This is a genomic window from Microlunatus endophyticus (genome assembly GCF_014646195.1).
In the GTDB taxonomy this organism is placed as follows: Bacteria; Actinomycetota; Actinomycetes; order Propionibacteriales; family Propionibacteriaceae; genus Microlunatus; species Microlunatus endophyticus.
On the sequence record NZ_BMMZ01000020.1, the window covers coordinates 24594 to 45177 of the forward strand.

Here is a 20584-nt window from a genome sequence, read left to right on the forward strand (position 1 = left end):
AGACAGCGTAAGGAAGTATACGAACAAAACGAGCGCCAGGGGCATGCACCGCATCCGGTTGGGCCGATGTCTAGTTGATGAGACCACCTCAGCGGAGTCCAACGAATGGACGATTGTTACAGCCGGTGTCTGGCGGGAGCGAGGGGGCGGCCGGCGGGCGGGTTTTCGTGTGATGTCGCAAAACTAACGCATGGCACCCGTTCAGCCAATCGATCCGTAGCAGTCCGTGGTTCCTGATTGTAGCTTTCCGGCGGTGTACCAAGGTGGCTCCGTGTCCGCAGACGCTGGACTATAGGATCCCGCTGTGACGGATGGGAACGGAAGCCGGACGCGATTGCTCTACATCGCGGGGGACGGGCACTCAGGGTCATCGTTGCTGGACGTTGTCCTCGGCACTCATCCTCAGCTGATCAGCACTGGAGAGGTCCACCGCCTTTCCATCACCCCACAGACACGAAGGTGTGCCTGTGGGGCGACCCTCGGCAGGTGTCTCTTCTGGTCGGCGGTGAAGGATGCCTTGAGTGACCAGCTCGGACGCTCTATCACGACTTGGTCGGATTTCGAGGTGACTGCAGGCGGTCGCGGTTTAGGCCCGGGGCGTCGAATCGCCCAGGCCATGCTGATGGCGGGGGCATCCGGCGGTTTGCAAGCTCTTGCTCGGGTCAACGCCTCGGCTCAAGCCCAGCTCATCAGTGCCTCGAACAGCTGGCGGCTCTTCGAAACCATCTGCCGTGCACGGCAAGCAGAAGGTGTGATCGATTCGACGAAGTCGCCTGGGAGGATGAAGGCGCTTCATCTGGAAAGACCTTCAGACACGTTTGTGGTCCATTTAGTCCGAGATGGGCGTGCTGTGGCGGCGTCGCGGATCCGCCGTACTGGCGCCAGCATGGCCGAGGCGGCGAGAGCATGGGTTTCGGCCAACTCGAATGTGCTGCGGATGCTTCGAACAGTGCCTTCAGACCAGCGGATGTTAATCAACTACGAATCGTTCTGCGCCGCCCCGTTGGCGACAATTAACCGCGTCTATGGCCAACTCGGTGTCGAGGACCTCGGCGTCTGCGCAATGCCCCCGCGTGGCACGTTCCATGCAATCCCGGGAAATCCGATCCTGATGGATTCCATCGGGGGCATCACCGCTGATGAGCGGTGGAGAGCCGAGCTCGGGAGCGGCGAGCTCACCACTTTTCAGCGCATCGCCGGACGTCTGAACGCACGGTTCGGCTACCATTGATCCTCTTCGATGGTGACATGTCTCGGCCACTGTGTCAGGACTCTCGTCGGGCTACATACAGTTGATTGCTTCCAAACCAACTCAACGGTGACCTTGCTGCCCAACGCTCGATTCGAACCGCGGCACTTCGCGGAATCATTTTCGCCAAACGGCCACCTAGCACACCGCATCCCGCGACGCGTTGAACCTGGAGCCCCGACTGACGGGCGGTCACAACAACCTTCCGATGAGTCATCAGATTCCCGCTTTGCCGCCTGGCGCCACGCCGGCGGATCCAATGTGGAACGGCTAGCAGGGCCTTGTGGCTGAGCAAATGGCCATGGTTGTTGAAGATCAAAATGGAGGAGCTGTTTCGAAGGCGCGCCGCCAGCGCATTCAATCCTGCCTCCCGTAGCTGTGGCTCCGCGTTGAGAATAAACCGGAAGGCCGTCACCACGTCATAGCTGCCTTCGATCTCGCCGCCGCGGGTGATGTCACGGGTGATGACTGTGGCGGATGGAACGCGTGCTCGTGCTCGAGCGGCCATCGCTTCCGAAACATCGATCGCTGTGCTGCTCGCAGCCTGTGGCACAACATGCTGGAGGACACGGCCCGTGCCACAGGCGAAGTCGAGGTGATCGAACTGTCTTGGCGCCATGGTGCCAAGGACTTCGTCCAGTTGCTGCTGTTCGATCTCCCAAAGCAACGTCGCGTAGGCGCTGGGCGCATACTGGTCCGTGTCGTAGCGCTCGGCCTCGTGCTCGTTTGCGAAGTGTGCGCTGTAGCTCATTGCTTCCATCCTCCAGATTCATTCCATGCGTGTGTAGCGGATCGCCAAGGAAGACTCGCCCGTGCCCAACCAAAGGCGCAAGACCAGACGAATGCGTTCCGCTCATCCGTCGTCAGGCTGCGGATGCGCCGAACAAGATCTCGCAGCGAGCCGCCGAGAACCCTGAGACTGAATGCGTCTGTCCCGGCCGGTCCGTCCAGTGCCGATTCTTCCCAGTCGTAGACCCAGATGCGCGTTCGGGACGCAACCATGTTGTGGGGACGGAGGTCGCCGTGTATTGATGCGACGTCGACCCCATAGGGAATGAGCCGGTCGACCGCGCGTCGCAGCTCCAATGGCGCGTCTGACAATCGTTCGCCCAACGTCTGCCACCAACTCAACTGGTCGAGCTCCTCTGTGGAGACATGCCGGACCGGCCCACTGATTTCTGTCAACAACTGGTCTGGTGCTTGCCGAGCCGGGCGTGCGTCGGAAGGGAGCGGCTCTACTAACAGCCAAGACGTGTTCTCCGCAGGGTCGCCACCGGATGCCAACACCTTCGGAGTTCTGAGAAGTCCAGAGCCGCCGTGACGTTCCTGAAGCGCCCGCGCCTCGTGCTTGAGTCCACAAGCGTCGGCGTCACGTGCGATCTTGAGGAATCCTCTGGACTTGCCGGAATCGGTCAGAAGATGGAGGTACAGACGGTCACGTCCAGGCTGGGTCGGCCAGAATGCCACCGGCCAAAGACGCTGTTCGGCGCCGATCGTGGCTTCAACGCGTGCCAGAACCGCCGAGGCGTCGATCAGCGACGGAAGTTGGTCAAGCGGGAGGATCGGCACCATGGCGACCGAGTCCGGAGCCTTGGCTGCCAAGCGAAGAAGGCTACGAACGATCGTTCGCTTGGCGGTCACCGCGACATATCGATCGGCACCGCTCGATCGGACGGCGTTGCTGGCACCGTAGGGCAGGGCGCACACAGGCCGGCCGGCGACGCGGTACAGCCGGGAGCGATGTGTGGTCATCCGACATCACCGAGTCGTTTGAGCCGCGGCAGGGCAAGCCTGGCCAGCTGCATCGCGTCATGACGAGCGAATACTCCAATGCAGATCGCATTGAGCACCACGAAGACGAGCCCACCGGTGAGCACGCTGATTATCGGGCTGGGGGACAGTTGGTGAAGCAGCAGAAGGACGACGATCAAGCATGCCGGAGCAGCGAGAAGCCCTGCCCAGGTCTGTCTGATCATGCTGAACAGTCCGATGCGCTGGTTGTAGAAAGTCAGAACGATCTGGGAGAGGTTTCCGACGACGAAGGCCAGTGCCATCACCGCGCAAATCGCCGAAACGTCTGATCGGAAGAGCGTGCCGGCCACCAGCGCACCGCCGGCAGCCAAGGATGCACGGATAGCGTTGACAGCGGTCCAACCGCGGAAACGTCCGCTGCTTTGCAGGGAGGCCTGAGCGATCACGGTGAGCAGTTGTGATGGGAGGCTGAAGGAGAGGATCTGGATCGGGAGAATTGCATCCGTCCACTTGGCCCTCCAGATGATCGGCTCGACACCACCGACGACCGCGCCGAGCAGAAGCAGTAACGGCGATCCGAACAGCAGGTAGGCATTAGTCGCTCGCAAGACAGCGTTGGTTCGTCTACTTGGATCCACCGCCACAAAAGCTGGCGTCATCACCCGTCGCGCGTTGTCGGTCACCAGGACTGCGGTGACGAATGTGAGCTGATAGGCGAAGAAGTATACGCCAAGCGTCGAAAGTGATGTCAAACGACCTAGAACGATGTAGTCGACATTGATCGTCAGGGTGGTCACAAGCGTTCCGCTGAGGATCCAGCGGTTCTGGAAGACCAACCGATGCCAGCTTCGGAGTTGGCGAGAAAGACGCCATGGCCGGCTCCGCTCGTAGTGGTGACCCATGATCGATTCGACGATGTAGGAAGCCGGCAGCGGTAGAACAAAGCTGAGTGGCCCGAGACCGGTCAACGCCAAGCAAATGGTCAGACCGCTGCGAACGACCGCACTGGCGATTTCGATCAGGGTGACCTGGCCCATGCAGAGCTTGATCGAGAGCGTAGTCTTGTAGAAGGCACCCAACGTGATCAGCGGAAAGCTCGCACCGCTGATGATCATGATCTCGAAGACCTGCGGTTCGCCGTAGAACTTGGAGACGGGCAGTGCAATCGCAACGATCAACGTGCCCAGGAGCACGTTGAAGACCAGAGATGTCCAGAATGCCGGACCGGCTCGGACTACGTAGCGCTCGGTGCCTCCTTGAATCAGCCACTGCAGCATTCCGCCGCCACGGAAGTTGGTGAGCAACACTGAAGCCGAAAGCGCAATCGCCCAGATGCCGAAGTCCGAGCGGGACAGGATGAGTGACAGGACGAGCTGGGTCACAAAAGTCGTTCCCCGGATCGCAGCCGAGTTTCCAAGCATGATCATGCTTGACCTGAGCACTCGGCGGCCGAGCGGCTGGGTGTCCGGGCTCGGCATCAGCCATGAACTCCTTCCGTGCACGAATCTGCAGCCTCTTGGCGGCCGCTAGGATCCTGGGATGCAGACCCCTCAAGCGGCTGGCAGGCCTGGTCTCGTATCACTTGTCGGCATGGTACGCAGCGGTAGTACGTATCTCGAGGGTTACCTCGCCGACCAGTATGGGGGCATAGCTGTCGGAGAGTTGATAGGCGTCTGGGGAGCGATGGAAAACAGTGAAATCCTTTGTGCATGCATGAACCGTCCTCTGGAATGTTCGTTCTGGTGCGAGGTCGTCGGCAGGTACGAAGGCTTGTTGGACCCCGATACCAGGCGCTTCATGCAGGAGACCAATCGTCGGGTCATGCCCGTCCGAAACTATCGAAGCTGGCTGCAGACGCTGCGACTGCCACTGAACAAGACGATGCAGTGGTACTGCACAGAAGTCTCTCGGCTGTACCTCGCTGTTGGGGCGGCGGCCGAGTCAGCGGGCTCGCATCTGGTTGTGGACTCATCCAAGCATCCCTTCTTCTACGGCCTAGCGCGGGCTTCGGGCGGATTCGAGGCGTTCGAACACACCCCGGCGATCCGGCTCGTACGTGATCCACGAGGCGTCTTGTACTCGCTCGCGCGTCCCAAGGCCCAAGTGACGACCCAAGGAGCCGTAACTCAGATGGTTGCCCATGGCGGAATCCGTGGCATCCGTTACTGGTGGGCGATGAACTCGGCCGCAGATCGAGTCGTACCAATCGGAACGCCCATGATCCGCTACGAGGACTTGGGTTCCGACGCCGTCGCATACCTGATGGCGCGCTGGGGCTACCGCGAACAGCCCGCTGTCGAGTTGACGCGGCATCAACTCGTGGCCAATCCGGTACGCCAACAAGGCACTCGAACGTTCCAGCTCGACGCTCGGTGGCAGGCCGCCGGGCTCCCTTGGAGGACCGGTGTCGCGACGATGCTTCGTCCCTGGATGCGCCGATACGGCTATCTTGACAAGCCTCAGAGCGAGCTTGACCGGCCTTAGAGCGACGCCAGTTCCAGTTCTTCACCGACCCGCCTCCATTCGGTCCGTGCTTCCTCTAGCGTGATCTGTGATGCGCGGGACGGACGGACCTGCTCTCCGCCGGATGAGCTAGAGGTGAACATCCACTCTGCTTCCGTGCCGACTCGGCCGGCGATTTCCCTGTGAGCCGGAATAGCGCTCGCCACGACCCGCGATGCGTGCACCAGTGCTTCGCTCAGCCCGAGACCGAGGCTCTCCAACGAGCTCGGCAGGATGGTGACGGCCGCGGCCGCGTACAGGGGATACAGGTTGGCATGGTCAACGACCTGCTGTTCGATGAGCAGCGATCGCTCCTCGGCTGAACGCTGCAGGTCCTGCAAGCAGCCCGAGCCATCGTCCTTTCCGATGATCTTGATCTGTCGGATGTTCGGCTCATGCTCTGCTAGCCAATCGAGGGCAGCCTGCGGTCGTTTGTACCAGGTAATGGTGCCGGGGACGAGCGCGTAAGCGGGTTTGGCGTTTTCGCTCTTCTTGAGGTGGCGGTCGTGGATGGACCAGTCGTGTACCGGGACCGTTGCTTCGGCAACCACACTGCGGATCCCGAGGCTTTGGTTCACGAGGCTCGCGACGGCATGCGTGAGACAGACCACCTTGGCTGTTCGGCACAGGTTCCACCGGGCGAGGGCTCGACGAGCCGTGGCCCTTCGGCGGTGTGAGCGGGGATATCGCTTGAGATGTTTCTGGAAAGCGCCATCTGGAAGGACGTTCCAGGCGTTCTGGACAAGAACAGTGCGGTAGCGAACGGTCGGGGGAGCGGTTTCGATCAGTGCAGCGCCTGGTGTGTCACAGTCGAAGCCCACGGAGACGAGGGACTGCTCGACCGCTAGACCCCCCAACGACAGCCGGGGCTTACCAATAGGCATCGTCATCTCCTGCCAGCAGCTTTTCCAGATCATCGGCCATGTCGTCGGTGGGATCGTACGGCGGTACCGGTCGGCGCATCGGCTGCGTGGCGGCGCGCCGGAGGGCCGCGATCAGCGCCGTCCGGTCGCCCGCGGGAAAGACTGTGCCGGAAGCGGGATCGCTGATGAGTTCGCTAGCTCCGACCCGGTCGCTGACGACGGCGTACAGTCCGAATCCGAGAGCCTCGCTGACAACCAGTCCCCATGCCTCCTGGCGCGAAGGGAGCACTAAGACGTCGGACTGGTGGTAATGCTCATCCAGCCGATGATGGTCCACGGCACCGTGGAAGCTGATGCGCGCGTCATTGGCAGCCCGCCGAGTCCAGTCGGCAGCGGACTCGCCGTCGCCGACGATGGCGAGTGTCCACTCCCGCTCCTCTGGTCGGGTCAGTTCTTCGAAGGCGTCGATGAGCAGTCCGACATCCTTGACCGCCGTGAGCCGGCCGACAAACAGGAAGCGCATGCGGGTTGGGTCTGATTTACGTGGACTGGGAGGATGACCGAGCGAGTCCGGTAGAACTGGGGTCGAATACGGGATCAGGTGCGTATTGCCGCGGCCGACATAGGACTCCCAGAAGGAAGTGTTTGCCTGCCCGATCGTCCAGATGCGGGTGCGAGCGGGAAAGATCATTCGGTACGCGAGTCGACGCGCTGCTCGTTTGAGTCGCGGTTCGCCAGTCAGCGCGATGGCGTTGGAGTCGGTCCTAGACACGATCGGTCGCCTTCGTAGGCGGAAGGCCACCAACGCGCTTAACCGAAGCGGGCCCTTGTAACCCATGACGACCAAGGCCTTGGGCGCTCCCGGTCGGAGCGCTGCGACTAGGATCTTGGCCGCATTCAACCAGCTGTCCGAGAGAACGATGTAAGGATGCCTTATCTCCAAGTCCCCCCAACTGGCCCGTGGACTGGTCGGGTACAGGTAAACGACTAAGATGTTGAACCGTGTCGCGAGTCGGTCCAGAACTGGGGCGAAATTGGGTGAAACGGACTGCGTGATCACCAAGATATCAGGGCGATATCCTGACAATCCGGCGCATGGCTTGGAGACCGCCGGATTGCCTTTCAGCATGGCGTTGAAATGCTCCTTCATGATAGGAAGCCGTCGGTGCACGGCATAGACACGCCTCTGTATGCAAGGAATTCGTGGGGCACGTCGGATAGCGGATGCATCAGCGAGTTCTGAACTCGCTATTCCGGCGGACGTTCGGAATGGGTATTTCTTGAGATATCGGATGGGCGGACGTCGACGGTTGTCGGAGAGTTGACGTGTGTGCCAGCCAGAATGCGATGAAGAGTCCGGATCCGCCGGCAAGATACCAACCCTCGAACAGCGAGCTGGTAATGCCGAAGGTCATAACCAGGAATGCGGTCCAACCGTGACGCCAACTGATAATCAATGCAATCAGGTAAGCCAACATCACCGCGATCAGCGCCGGCACTCCGTCCTGGGCCAGCCAGCGCAGCGGCGTGCTGGCGATTTCCACAGGATTGTTTCCGTAGCCAACGCCGATCCATGGACGGTCGCGCACGATTTCCATGGTGTATTCAATGCCTGGCTCACGGGTGTTCTGTGTGCGGAGAATAAGTAGGTTTTGGCGGGCGGTGCTCGCCCAAATTATTGCCCCACACGCGATGCCGGCCACTGCGTACTTCAGCGCACGTTTCCGCTCGTTCGTGATCAAGACTCGCACCCCGGTCAGAACAGCCGCGACTGCGACCGCCAAAAGCGCCGATCGGCTGGCGGTCCAGATCAGAGCGATTGCGGACATGCCGAGCAGGATGTTCCGGAAACGAAGGCGCGGGCTGATCACGCTGATCACAACTCCCAGGCCCGCGAAGAACCCGGTAGAGTTAGCGTCTCGGAAGATACCGGCGAGGCGGTTGGCTACCAATCCTGTCCCGGGCGCTACGAGGGCTAGCAGAATGCTGAGGCCCGTGGCCCCTGCGATAGCTGTAGCTACGCCGGAGCGAAGTTGCGCAGCATCAATCGTTCGGCTTGCGGAAAGCAAGAGGACCCCGACGAGGACGTAGACGACAGCAGGAACTATGGCGCTTGAGGACCGCCCGTGGTTGTAGATCTCCACTGCGTAGGCGCCCGTTCCGCAAATTGTCGTCGCCAAGAGCGCTCGAGACGCACGCGTCGTGTATGCCTGGGGGCGCAGGAAACAGGCTGTTGCCAGCACCGCAAGCGCGAACGCGCGCGTTGCGATGCCGAGTCCCGAGATGGTGTGACCCTGGGGTGTTTGCGACAGCATGTAGAGGCTGACCGCGGTCGCTACGTACACCTTCTGGCTGGTCACGCACACAGCGAAGATCGCAAACGCGGCCAGCGCGACCAGGCCGATCAGTATCGCTTCGAATGATAGGTTCACACGGGCCTCCGACATGCCCGGCGGCCCGGGGACCACGTGGGCTCGCGCGTCCGGACGACTTCGACTGTCAACCTGGTCATCGGCGGATTCCGGCCCACTCATGGGTGCGATGAACGGTCGAAAGGATGAATCGAACCACCCGACGGCTGGTGTCATCGATCTGGTACTCCGCCGGTGCAGTGATTCGTTCTCGCTCTGTCATGGCGGCGTCGACGGTGATCAGCACGTCGTCCCGATCCAATCCGCTGAGCATGATCGAGCCGGTGTCCAGGGCCTCCGGCCGTTCGATCGACTCCCGAAGCGTCACCGCCGGGAAGCCGAGAATCGCGGACTCTTCCGCAATGGTGCCGGAGTCACTCAGTACGCAGGCGGAGTGCATCTGCAGTTTGACGTAGTCGCTGAATCCGAAGGGATTGAGCCAACGGATAGCGCTGTTGTTCACGTCGATTCCGAGCTTTTCGAGCCGATCCCGGGTACGTGGATGGGTGCTCACGATGACGGGAAGACTGTAGGTACCAGCGACCGCTTCCAGACATCCCAGCAGGGCCTGGAGCCGTGCCGGTGAATCCACGTTCTCCTCGCGGTGGGCGCTCACGACGAAATACTTCGATGGTTGGAGGTCAAGCTCGGTAAGTACCGGCGAACCGTCGATTTGATGACGGTAGTAGCTGATCACCTCGTTCATCGGTGAACCGGTCAGATGTATGCGGCGCGGGTGCAAGCCCTCGGCCAGCAGATTACGACGGGCGTGCTCGGTGTACACAAGATTGAAATCGGCGATGTGATCGACGAAACGCCGGTTCGTCTCTTCAGGAACATTTTCATCGAAACACCGATTTCCTGCCTCCATATGGTAAACAGGAATCCTCAACCGCTTCGCCATCAGCGCCGAAATGCAGCTGTTGGTGTCACCGAGAACCAGCACGGCATCCGGTTGTTCTGATTTCAGGTACGCTTCGATCTTGACGAGCGTGTCACCGAGGACATGCCCAAGGCTTGATGTATCGACACCAAGAACGAAGTCAGGCTTTCGCAATCCGAGGTCTTCGAAGAAGACGCCATTCAACGCATAGTCGTAGTTCTGTCCGGTGTGGACCATGACATGGTGGACGGATTCGTCGAGTCGGCTGATGACCCGCGAGAGTCTGATGACTTCTGGCCTTGTCCCGACGATGGTCATGACTTTGATCATCCGTCGACCGACCCACTCGGGGATCGTTTGCTCTCGACCGCTTCCGGATACTGATCCGGATTGGCACGGTCCAAGAGCTGGTCCGACCAGAACATCGTGAGCACCTCATCGTCGCCGACATTGCGAATGTTGTGTACCCACAAGGTGGGCATATCCACGAATGACGGTGTGCTCCCGCTGACCCGAAACGTTACGATGTCGTCATGGAGAAGCCGTCGAAGCTTGATTTCCGCTTCTCCTTGGATCACCAGGAACCGCTCGAATTTGTGAATGTGGTAGTGGTCTCCACGCTGAGCGCCGGGGCGGGTGCTAGACACGAATGCCTGCCCGGTTCCGCCGTGAGATCTCACAGCTTCGAAGAGATCTCCGCGCTGGTCGGCGTGGACCTTCGGGGTATGCGGGAACATGTCGGGGAACCGGTAGCTTCGGTAGGTGTTGAAGAGATCGCTGTCGAAGGGCGTCGGCAGCGGTGGGATTTCACCATTGCTGTAGAGCGCGTGCATCCGTCGCAGCAGGTCCAGGACCTCGGTGACGGTGTGTGGATCTCCCTCAAGGGTTCGATCTCCCGACTCGCCACCCAGCGCGATGTCGATCAGCGTCCGGGCGGCTTGTTGCACGTGGAGCAGGGGGACTTCGCGGTCTTGGTGGACCACGGGTTCCTGGTCGTGCGCAATCAGATCAGCGAAGGTTGCGACGAAGGAGTTGTACCGGGGACGACCGTGCTCACCGAAGAGGTTGGGCAGAAGTATGTTGGCAAGCTGCCCGTCGCACGCTGTCTTCAGAATCCGCGCGGCGGCGGCTTTGCCCCGTCCATACGGGCTCGACGTCGTGGATTGGATTGAATTTGCGTACACGACCGGTACCGGCTTGCGTCGCCGCACGAGCGCGCCCGCGAGGCATTCGGCGGCGGTTGTGTTGCCGTTTTCGACCTCTGCGTCGGAGTCGGCTCGATTAACGCCGGCGATGTGAATCACGGCATCGGAATCTTTGAGTATGCGGTCGAGATCATCGGGCTTTTGCATAGTGCTTCTGCCAACGCGGATTGGTTCGATGCCGTGAATGGCACGCAACCGGCAGGCGGTGTGCCAACCGAGGAAGCCATGGCCTCCGGTCAGCAGAATGCGCGGTGGACGATTAACCATCAAATCTTCCTGCCCACGAACTGACCGCGTCGATGACCCGGCTGACCTGCGCTTCGGACATTGCACTGAAAATTGGAAGTGAAACCGCCCGGCCGAACTCACGGGTCGCGACAGGGTAGTCCTCGGGTAGGTAACCGTACGTGTCGCGGTAGTAGGAGTGCAGATGCAATGGGATGAAGTGGACGCTGCAGCCGATGCGCTCCCGCTGCAGGTGCGAGACGAGAGAATCCCGAGCCTGTTCGTTCTCGACCCGCAGAACGTACAGATGCCAGGCACTGCTGACATCGCTCGGTACACGCGGCGTCTCGAGATGCTGGAATGCTGCAAACTCCTTGTCGTAGCGAGCGGCAATTAGTTCTCGCTTCTCTTTCATCTCGGAGGCGCGCTCCAACTGCACGAGTCCGAGTGCAGCGGCCATGTCGGTGAGGTTGTACTTGTAGCCGGGGGCCGCAATGTCGTAGCGCCAGGTCCCGCCTGCTGAATATCTCGACCAGGCGACACGCGAGAGGCCGTGCAAGCTCATACTGCGCGCCCTTTCAGCCACTTCGGCATCCGGTGTGACCAACATGCCCCCCTCGGCTGTCGTGATCGTCTTCGTCGCGTAGAACGAATAGCAGACAGCACCGGTCACGTCTTCGGGCATCGTGCCAACCAGTTGCCCGCGTCTCGAAGCCGGAAACGCGTGAGCCGCGTCCTCGACAACCGCAAGATCATATTGGCGGGCAAGGTTCCAGACACGTTCCATATCGACAGGTACGCCGCTGATATGGACCGGCATGATCACGCGTGATGTGCCCGAACCGCGGAGCCGGTCGTTTTCGAGTCGATCAGCCAGCAGGCCCAGGTCGATGTTCAAGGTATCGGGCTCGATATCTACGAAGACCGGAGTGGCACCGAGGTACCGGACCACCTCTGCGGTGGCAGCGAATGTGTACGGAGACAAATAGACGAGGTCGCCGGCGCGAACACCCACGGCTTCCAGCGCAAGGTGCATCGCCGCCGTACAGGAGTTGACGGCAACGGCATGACGGCCGTTGACCGCTTGGGCGAAGCGTTCTTCGAACAGACGTGCTTTCGGACCGGTGGTTAGCCAGTTGGAACGCAGCGTCTGGACAACCTCCGCGATCTCGCGTTCCCCGATGTCGGGGAGTGCGAACGGTACCGCATCCGCGACATCAACTAAAGAATCATCAGACATCGTTTACCTCGTGACCGACGGCGGACGGATAGCCTAGGCGGCAGAGCACCGGACGTATTTCCCGGTCCAGTTCGGTCAGTTCTTCGGATGTCAGCGATGTCGCTCCTCGGCCAACGCGACCTGGGTCGAACCTCGACGCTGTCCGAAGTAAGTTTTTGTCGGTATATGGCAACCCAAGATCATCAAGCAAAGCCGCTAGGGTTCCTGGCGGATCAGCGACGATGTCCTCATACCGCACGTCGAAGTAGGGAACGCCGATCTGCGGAAGCTGCGATGCCGCGTATTCGACCGAGGTACGCCACTGCCTGGCCGACACGGTGAGCAGGCTCTCCCGGCGAACGTCCTGGTCGATTCCCGGATAGCGAGGACCCCAAGTTCCGACGCGCGACTTTCGGGCGATGCGGTGTAGTTGGGCAGCGGTGTATTTACGGCCGTACGATGGGACCAGTCGCAGAGGAAAATGACGCATCTTGGCCATCACGTAGCGGCCGCCGGCGGGCGCGAGCCACTGGCGTCGAATCGATTCCGAGACGTCGACCCCATCTCTGACGAGGTGGACGAACACCGCGTCGGGAAGTACAGCATGGACGAACGGCAGGCGCAGAGCGTTGCCGACCGTCTTCTCGATCACTTTGAGTGAGCCGTCCGTCGCGTACCGCTCGATGTAGTCGCGGACGAACGACCTGATCCTCGGTGTCACCGTTGCCGGGTCCAGGATGTCGCTCTCGGCGCGCTCATTGCGGTATCGCCAGACAAAGCCGATGTCGTAGGGGACCCGTCCGCAGCCGGCTGCTTCGGCGAGAGCATCGCGAACGATCTTGGTTCCTGATCGTGCGGCTCCGATCAGCACAATGGGTTGAGTCACGATGTCTGGCTCCCGATTCCACCGAGGATTGCTCGGGCCTCACGGCCTTCGAGTTCAGCCGCCGACTCGAACAAGCCGTCCGCGCTGAACATCCGCAGTAGCGTCCTGACGATTAGCTGGATTTCGTAACCCAAAGACCTGGACCGGATGTACACCAACTCGTGCGCGAGCTTGATCGGCAGAATCTCACGTGCGTAGACCTCGCGTGCCTGCGCCGGGTCCCTCGGAAGCTGGCGGTCCTGTGCGATGAAATGGAGGCTTCCAGGTCCAGTGATCCCGGGCGGCACAGTCAGAGTCTCATCCATCCACGGCAGGTAGTACTCGCGCACAATGTCAACGGCTTCCGGTCGGGGACCGACCAAGGCCATCTCGCCCCTCACGACGTTGAGGAGTTGCGGCAGCTCGTCGACCTTGAGCTGCCGCAGCCAACGGCCGAACGGAAATACCCGAGGGTCATCGGCGGCTGTGATCGAACCAGCTTGGTCGGCGCCGTGCCGCATCGTGCGCAGCTTGTACATGGTGAAGGGCACCCTCGCTACACCGGCACGGGTCGCTCGGTAGAACACCGCTCCCCCGTCGGACAGTTTGATCCCGGCGGCGGCACCAGCGAGTACCGGGGAGGTGATCAACAGACCTGCACCAGCCAAAATCCGTTGCCATCCTGAAGTATGGTTCTGCGTCATCGGATGTTCTCCACGAGCAGGTCCTCGAACAGGTTGCCCCAGCGTCGCAGTTGATGCGACTGATCGAATTCATCAAGATACATCTGTCGAGCATTGTCCCGCATCTGAACTAAAATCTGGTCCGACTCCGCGATCTCGATCATTGCTCGGGCGATTGCATCGGGGCGCAACGGATCGGCTGTCCATCCCGCTTTGCGGTGGAGCAGGGTGTCGATGAGTTCGCTGTCCGATTCGACCACAGCCAAGACCGGCAGGCCATTACGGAGATAGGACATAATCTTGCTCGGGTAGGCACAACGAATGACCCCGGGATGAAGGGACAGGACACCGACGTCGAAGCGCTCCCGCATCATGCCCGCAAGACGACGCGGCTCGACATAACCGTGAATCCCCACACTCCACAGGCGGTTCTCTGTGACGAACCGCTGCAGCCACGGCCGCATGGCACCGTCGCCGATGAAGTCGAAGGCGAACCGATCATCGCCTCGAAGCTCAAGGATCGCCCGAGCGAGCGTCTCGAGGTTCTGAAAACGGCCCAAGTTGCCCGCGTATACGAAGCGAATTGTGCCGTCGACCCGTTTCGGTTCCGGCAGCAGTTGAGATCCCAGTTGCCACGGATCGAAATTGTTGATCACCATGATGGCGTCGCGACGTCCGCGCTCTTCGACGACCTTGGCCATGTCGTCGGACAGCACGACGACACGGTCCGCCAGCCGAACTGTCCAGGTGTCCACCAGGTTTGCCACGCGATCGGCAATGCTGGCCTTGCCTGTCGTGGCCACGGACACCTCGGGATGGATGTCCTGTAGGTGGTAGACGAATCGTGCTCGTTTGATCTTGGCAAGGAGCGACGCCGTCGAAGCGATCAGGACTGGGGGATTGGTCGCAGCCATGATGACGTCCAGCCGTTTCATCCGTAGCAATGCAGCCACGACGTGAAGGATGAAAATGATCATGTTGACGATCTTGAGGGCAGTCGTCGAACGGTCGGGGAGTACTGACCAGCGTCGTACCCGGACATTCGGTGCAAGTTGTTCAGATCCAGCGGCGCGGCCAACTACGTGTCGACTGTACGAAGGCTGACAAGTGAGAACTGTGACGGCCATACCTCGATCGCCCAGTGCCAAGGCTATCTCCTTGAGGATAGCTGCATACGGCGGCGTATCGGGATGAAAATAGCGGTGCACGAGGACGATATGCGACCGACTGCCCCGCTCAGCGCTGTTCAAACCGCTCCGATGCTCGTACCAGCGTCCGGAACTCTGGGAGGTTGGCAAGGACCGACTTGACCTCTGCTACTCCGAGTCGCTCGGTGTTGTGGGAGTGGTAGTCGTCGGCCGCACCGGCGAAGATATCACCTTCATCAAAATACTGTTCGTAGTTGAGATCGCGCGCGTCGACCGCAACTCGGAAGAACTGCCCTCGGTCCTGGGCTCGGCTCAGCTCCTCACGTGTTGCAAGCGTCTCGTACAGCTTCTCGCCATGACGGGTGCCGACGATATCGATCTCAGGTTCCGTGTCGAGGAGTTCGGCCACTGCTGTCGCGAGTGCCCCCACTGTGCAGGCAGGCGCCTTCCGGATGAACAGATCACCAGGATGAGCGGACCGGAAAGCGTATTCTACCAATTCGACAGCATCATCCAACGACATCAGGAAACGGGTCATTTCAGGGTCGGTTACGGTCATTGGCCGCCCATTGCGCAGCTGACTGATAAACAGCGGAATCACAGAACCCCGGGAGCACATGACATTGCCATAACGGACGGTGCTGACGCGGGTGGTCGATTCCGGGTTGTTGCGGCCGAATGCCTGCGCGGTCTTCTCCATGAGCGCCTTGGTCATACCCATGGCATTGATCGGATAGGCAGCCTTGTCCGTCCCCAAACATACGACGGAATGCACACCATTGCGTGCAGCCGACTCAATGACGTTATGGCTGCCCATGACATTGGTCAGCACGGCTTCCATCGGAAAGAACTCACACGACGGAACCTGTTTCAACGCCGCAGCGTGGAAGACCAGATCGACGCCGGGCATGGCGCGGTCGACACTCTCCCGATTGCGTACATCTCCGAGATAGAACCGCAAACGATCGCTCCCGATCTCGGTTCGCATTTCGTGCTGTTTCAGCTCGTCCCGGCTGAGGACTCGGACTTGTGCCGCCCCATTAGCCAAGAGACGACGGACCATCGTGGAACCAAAGGATCCTGTCCCGCCGGTGACCAGAACAACTGCACCATCCGAACTCGGATATGTCGTCGTCAAAGTCGTGACTCCCTGCTGCGGCGAATGCCGGCTGCGATTTCGGCAGCCCGTACTTCGGATCGATCATCACTGGCTAACAGAGGGCTCAACGACGCGCAGGAGACGGCGTGTGTCCGCATCCAGTCCAACGCATCGAGGGGATCCAGAAGGTCGGCTCTCCGCACGTCCAGTGGATTGATAGCCGGCACGCTAACTCGCCTTACGAGCGGGTGGGATGTGGGCCGGATCTGCTCCCCCGAGGTAAAGAGATCCTCCGAGCGCTTCTCACCAGGCCGCAGCCCCGTGAAGACAATCTCGATGTTTGATCTACCGGAAAGGTCGATCAGGGCCTGCGCGACATCGAGGATCTTTACCGGTTGTCCCATGTCCAACACCAGCACATCTCCATCGCTGCCGATCGCTGACGCTTGAAGGACCAACTGACTTGCTTCTGGGATAAGCATGAAGTAGCGCTGCACGTCAGGATCGGTGACGGTTACTGGGCCGTCCCGCTGGACCTGTTTGGTGAACGCTTCAATCACCGAGCCGCGGGAACCGAGAACGTTTCCGAATCTGACGCTGACGAACCTGCTTCCACCCTGCTGATCGGCGTAATGAGACGTAAGCCTCTCAGCAAGCCGCTTGCTGTAGCCGAGAACAGAAGTGGGATCCGCCGCTTTGTCAGTAGAGACATTCACAAACACCTCGACATCGCATTCGGCCGAGACTTCGAGCACGTTTAGCGTACCCAAGACATTTGTTTTCCACGCCTCCAACGGGAATTGCTCCAGCAACGGCAGATGCTTGAGCGCGGCCGCATGATAAACGATCTCCGGGCACTGAGCCTTGAAGATCGCCCGAAGGGCCCCTAGGTCACGGATGCTAGCCAGCGCAAGAGTGTCGTCATCCAGCAGCGCACGTCCAGTTAAGCTCAGCTGGGTTGCATGAAGAGCCGATTCGTCTCGATCAAGTAGGATGAGCTTTCGCGGGCCAAATCGGGAGATCTGGCGGGCCAGCTCGGACCCGATGGATCCGCCTGCACCGGTAACGAGCACCGTCTTGCCTGCAATGGCAGCCGCGATCGATCCTTCATCCAGTCGGACCCGCCGTCTGCCCAGCAGATCCTCCAGATCTAGCTCACGTAGGTCCCCACTCTTCGGGGCGCCGATGAGCTGATCGGTTGGCGGGAGCGTCAATACGTCGAGGTGAGCGTCCCGCGCGCGGCTGCGTAGATCCCTGATCAGGTGAGCGTCGGCGGAGGGCAGCGCGACGACAAGAGCTGACGCACCGGTGGCCGCAGCGACCTCCCCGATCATCTTCCGACTGCCTCGGACTCGGAGCCCATCGATCTTCAGGCGTCGTTTGTGGGGATCATCGTCCAGCAGGGCCACTGGAGCGAAGGACGTGTCGGCATCATTCTGGAGCGCTCTCACCAGCTGACGCCCCGAGAGCCCCGCCCCGAAGACAATCACTTTGCGGAGATGCACGAGCGCAGGCCGTCGATCATGGCGGTATGAACGCACTACGAACCGTGATGTGAACATACCGACCACGGCCAGGATAGGAACCAAAATTGCCATGCTGCGAGGCACACCCGTGAACCACGGCGTCAAAAGCATCGCAAGAGCCATGGGGATCGCCGACGCCGCAGCTGCTCGCGCAATGTCTGCAGTTTCCTCAAAGGAGCCACGGAGGTGTCCGATTCGGTAAGGACCGATGAGCAGTCCGCAAACCAAATAGACAGCAGCTGCAATCGTAGCAAATCGCGCAATTGGGCGACTGAGTATCTCGTCCACGCGCAGGTCGTACCGGACCCAAGCTGACGCAAAGGCCGCCATGACAACTACCGTGGCGTCGGTCGACGCCCAAACGACTTGAACGATCAGCTCCCGGCGAGTCCAAGCATAAGGTTCGCGATTGTGCGAAGGCTCACGATGGTCTGCGCGGTCCCCGATCGGTACGCCCGGAGTCATCATTAACTGACCCGCGTCGACGATCGTTCTGGCAGCAAGCTGTCGGTCGAATCTTCGTCGACTGCGTCTGCGGACTTCCTATCCCAGCCAGATACGGGCGTTGCAGATTCATTTTTGCGACGGGCTGCATATTCATATCGGTAGTCGTAGTAGGTATCTGAGTTGTCACTACGGGACGTTCGATTTAGTGCGACTCCAAGTAGTCGGGCTTCAACTGTCATGAGAGAGTCAAGAGCTGTCCGGAGTTGATCCTTAGTCACGAGCCCACTCCCGACCACCATGAGCGCTCCATCAACATGTGTGCTAAGCACGGCCGCGTCGGTGACGGGGAGAAGCGGCGCCGCATCAACGAGTACATAATCGAAATCTCTGTAAAGATCTTGCAAGACGTTTCGCATGACCGCGGAGGCAAGTAGCTCACTAGGATTCGGTGGAATTGAGCCGGCCCCCAGCAGCATGAGGTCCTGTTTGCCATACGGCTGGAGGACATCGACCGCATTGGCGCGGCCGATTAAGATGTCCGTGAGACCAGCGGAACCGTCCAAGCCGAAGTAGTCGAGGAGTTTGGGCCGGCGAAGATCACCTTCGACCAGACAAACCCGTGAGCCTGACTCGGCCAACATCAGTGCAAGATTGGCCGTAGTCGTCGTCTTGCCTTCGCCTGGGAGGGAGGAGGTTACAACAATTGACCGGACATTTTCTGCCGCACCGACAAAAGCCAAGTTCGTCCGCAGTGAACGGAATGACTCGGCCCGAGAGGATCGCGTTGCAGCGCCCAGGATTAAAGCATGTTTGGACGCGTCGCCGTCGTAAGGGATCGAACCAAGGATGGCCGTGCCGTTTGCGAGCGTCTCAATGTCGTCCTTGGTGCGCACCTTCGTGTCCAAAGAATGTCGCAGCAAAGCAGTGGCCAAACCAAATAGCATACCGAGAACTGCAGCAAACGCAAGATTTCGCGCTGGCTTCGGGCTGATCGGGGCGAGGCTGAGGGTGGCTGGCTTGGTTACGGTGACTTTCACTGGACTGTTGCCAGCCCCCGGAACCTGCTCCAATTGCGCCACGCTCCGTGGGAATTGCCTTCCGATTGCGTTGGCAATTGCTTGTGCCGTTCGGGCGTTCGAATCGTGAACTGTGACATCGATCAGAACTGTGTCCGCCGGAATGGAAGCGCTGACCCGAGTTCCTAGGTCATCAGCGGACGTGTCGAGCTTCAGACCCTGGACCACGGGTTTCAGTACGACTGGGGCTGCTACCAATTGAGCGTACGACTTGACTCGCTGTTGTAAGAAAGTGCTGCCCTGCGCAAGCTGACTATTGTCGCTAGAATCGACGGTCGACACGAAGAACTGCACTTGCGACTGGTAGCTCCGGGGCAGAACGTAGGTAATCGCACCAACCAACGCCACCACGACAACAACGGCCACTGGAAGGATCCTCCAGCGCTTGCGAAGGATCTTCACGAATGTCTGAAGGTCCACAGCGACCCTTTCCAAGCAATAAGCAGCCGAAGGCTGAGCGGGGGAGTGCCGCCACTGGCTCGCCTCTAAGTAGCGGGCGAGTAGGTGAACGACTACGTTATTCAGGCAGAAGAGTCGCCCAGAGGGTTCCGCGCGGCGCCGTTGTCTATGTGATCCGTGTAACTACTGGGACAGAAGAAACCTAGCAGATAATCCGATCAGCAACATAGCCCCCCGTCAGGGTGGAGTGTACGTGAACTGTTGAATTTATGACCTCTTGCGGCCAAGCATGCGGAGCGGCTGGCATCACAGCTCAGTTCCCTCGCTCGGCACAGCGTTCGACCAAGGTGCGAAGGCGGGGCGGTCGAGTTTTCCCCTCACGTGGTGCTGGCTGGCGTGGTGCCTACCGGCATGGCCGCCATTGACAGAGCGGGTGGTAACTCTGATGCGCGGGCACCGCGATAGTCAACGAGTTGTGTAAAGGCCTGTCGGCTGGACAGGTGTACATCCGCCGCCCGGCAGAACCCGGCCCTACTTGGTGGACAGTTCGGCCTGTGCGGGACGTTACGCTCAGTCTCTGCGCTCATCACGCTGCGACCACAGCGATGGTCGATATGACCTGCGAGTCGACAATATCGCGATTCGACATGGTCTGCGACATCATCGTTGACGATTTGCCCGGACCATGTTCCTCGCGCAGAGTCCGGGCCGGTGATGTCCGCCGCCCGGTCGGCGCGTGTTCGGGGGACCATGGCCGGCCGGGCGGGGACTGTGCGAGGCACGGGAACTGTGAAGGGGGAACCTTCTGTTTGCCTCGCCGGGCTCCCTAGGCCCGATTGCCACGATAACTGCGGTCTGCTGCCGCCGTGGAAGAAATCCTTGAGTCTGTAACCTTTTGGCAGCTTCTTGCCTGATGCAAGGTTTAACCCGCACGGCAGCCTGGCAGAACCCGCTGGTTCTGTCACAGATTGGTCACGGTATTTCTGAAATTGGTCGGTGCCAGGTCAAGTTTGTTCAAGGGTAGGGGCATTG

General features: G+C 60.2%; 17 protein-coding genes. 2 read left to right on the forward strand and 15 right to left on the reverse strand.

Features of this window, described 5'->3' with window-relative positions:
• The first annotated feature begins 517 nt into the window (after positions 1-517).
• A complete protein-coding gene (locus tag IEY07_RS23305) occupies positions 518-1231 on the forward strand; it encodes a sulfotransferase (RefSeq protein ID WP_188898453.1) in 714 nt (237 codons plus the stop codon).
• A 34-nt stretch (positions 1232-1265) separates the two neighbouring features.
• Here IEY07_RS23305 and IEY07_RS23310 read toward each other — a convergent pair whose 3' ends face one another.
• The 3 genes from IEY07_RS23310 to IEY07_RS23320 form a co-directional block, all read right to left on the reverse strand.
• Positions 1266-2000, reverse strand: a complete 735-nt coding sequence (locus IEY07_RS23310) for a methyltransferase domain-containing protein (protein ID WP_188898455.1) — start codon at positions 1998-2000, stop codon at positions 1266-1268.
• A complete protein-coding gene (locus IEY07_RS23315; RefSeq protein WP_188898457.1) occupies positions 1997-2851 on the reverse strand; it encodes a phosphotransferase family protein in 855 nt (284 codons plus the stop codon). The genes IEY07_RS23310 and IEY07_RS23315 overlap by 4 nt, the downstream gene beginning before the upstream one ends.
• A 146-nt stretch (positions 2852-2997) precedes the next feature.
• Positions 2998-4479, reverse strand: coding sequence for an oligosaccharide flippase family protein (locus tag IEY07_RS23320; RefSeq protein WP_188898459.1), 1482 nt, complete (start codon positions 4477-4479; stop codon positions 2998-3000).
• 205 nt (positions 4480-4684) lie between these two features.
• Between IEY07_RS23320 and IEY07_RS23325 the strand changes: the two genes are divergently transcribed.
• A complete protein-coding gene (locus IEY07_RS23325; RefSeq protein ID WP_188898461.1) occupies positions 4685-5485 on the forward strand; it encodes a hypothetical protein in 801 nt (266 codons plus the stop codon).
• Here IEY07_RS23325 and IEY07_RS23330 read toward each other — a convergent pair.
• The 12 genes from IEY07_RS23330 to IEY07_RS23385 all read right to left on the reverse strand — a co-directional run bounded on the left by IEY07_RS23330 (position 5482) and on the right by IEY07_RS23385 (position 19573).
• Positions 5482-6387 carry a glycosyltransferase gene (locus IEY07_RS23330; protein ID WP_188898463.1) on the reverse strand — a complete coding sequence of 302 codons (906 nt, stop codon included), beginning with the start codon at positions 6385-6387 and terminating at the stop codon, positions 5482-5484. The genes IEY07_RS23325 and IEY07_RS23330 overlap by 4 nt on opposite strands.
• A complete protein-coding gene (locus IEY07_RS23335) occupies positions 6374-7516 on the reverse strand; it encodes a glycosyltransferase (protein WP_188898465.1) in 1143 nt (380 codons plus the stop codon). The genes IEY07_RS23330 and IEY07_RS23335 overlap by 14 nt, the downstream gene beginning before the upstream one ends.
• A 79-nt stretch (positions 7517-7595) precedes the next feature.
• Positions 7596-8798 (reverse strand): O-antigen ligase family protein, encoded by a 1203-nt coding sequence (locus IEY07_RS23340; protein WP_188898466.1) that lies wholly within the window; start codon positions 8796-8798, stop codon positions 7596-7598.
• A gap of 76 nt (positions 8799-8874) precedes the next feature.
• Positions 8875-9978 carry a non-hydrolyzing UDP-N-acetylglucosamine 2-epimerase gene (gene wecB / locus IEY07_RS23345; RefSeq protein WP_229670587.1) on the reverse strand — a complete coding sequence of 368 codons (1104 nt, stop codon included), beginning with the start codon at positions 9976-9978 and terminating at the stop codon, positions 8875-8877.
• 8 nt (positions 9979-9986) lie between these two features.
• Entirely contained in the window at positions 9987-11132 is a 1146-nt protein-coding gene (locus tag IEY07_RS23350; RefSeq protein ID WP_188898470.1) for a polysaccharide biosynthesis C-terminal domain-containing protein, read from the reverse strand.
• A complete protein-coding gene (locus tag IEY07_RS23355) occupies positions 11125-12330 on the reverse strand; it encodes a DegT/DnrJ/EryC1/StrS family aminotransferase (RefSeq protein WP_188898472.1) in 1206 nt (401 codons plus the stop codon). The genes IEY07_RS23350 and IEY07_RS23355 overlap by 8 nt, the downstream gene beginning before the upstream one ends.
• On the reverse strand, positions 12323-13195 hold the full coding sequence (locus IEY07_RS23360; RefSeq protein ID WP_188898474.1) for a sulfotransferase: 873 nt from the start codon (positions 13193-13195) through the stop codon (positions 12323-12325). Before IEY07_RS23360 ends, IEY07_RS23355 begins: the two co-directional genes overlap by 8 nt.
• Complete coding sequence (locus tag IEY07_RS23365; protein WP_188898476.1) at positions 13192-13878, reverse strand: sugar transferase; 687 nt, start codon at positions 13876-13878, stop codon at positions 13192-13194. The genes IEY07_RS23360 and IEY07_RS23365 overlap by 4 nt, the downstream gene beginning before the upstream one ends.
• Positions 13875-15065 carry a glycosyltransferase family 4 protein gene (locus tag IEY07_RS23370; RefSeq protein ID WP_268239259.1) on the reverse strand — a complete coding sequence of 397 codons (1191 nt, stop codon included), beginning with the start codon at positions 15063-15065 and terminating at the stop codon, positions 13875-13877. The genes IEY07_RS23365 and IEY07_RS23370 overlap by 4 nt, the downstream gene beginning before the upstream one ends.
• A gap of 28 nt (positions 15066-15093) precedes the next feature.
• Positions 15094-16143 carry an SDR family NAD(P)-dependent oxidoreductase gene (locus IEY07_RS23375; RefSeq protein ID WP_268239258.1) on the reverse strand — a complete coding sequence of 350 codons (1050 nt, stop codon included), beginning with the start codon at positions 16141-16143 and terminating at the stop codon, positions 15094-15096.
• The gene (locus IEY07_RS23380; RefSeq protein WP_229670589.1) at positions 16140-17960 is read right to left on the reverse strand and encodes a polysaccharide biosynthesis protein; all 1821 of its coding nucleotides are present in this window, start codon (positions 17958-17960) and stop codon (positions 16140-16142) included. The genes IEY07_RS23375 and IEY07_RS23380 overlap by 4 nt, the downstream gene beginning before the upstream one ends.
• Positions 17961-18097: 137 nt before the next feature.
• Positions 18098-19573 (reverse strand): tyrosine-protein kinase domain-containing protein, encoded by a 1476-nt coding sequence (locus tag IEY07_RS23385; RefSeq protein WP_188898480.1) that lies wholly within the window; start codon positions 19571-19573, stop codon positions 18098-18100.
• Between the last annotated feature and the right edge of the window lie 1011 nt (positions 19574-20584).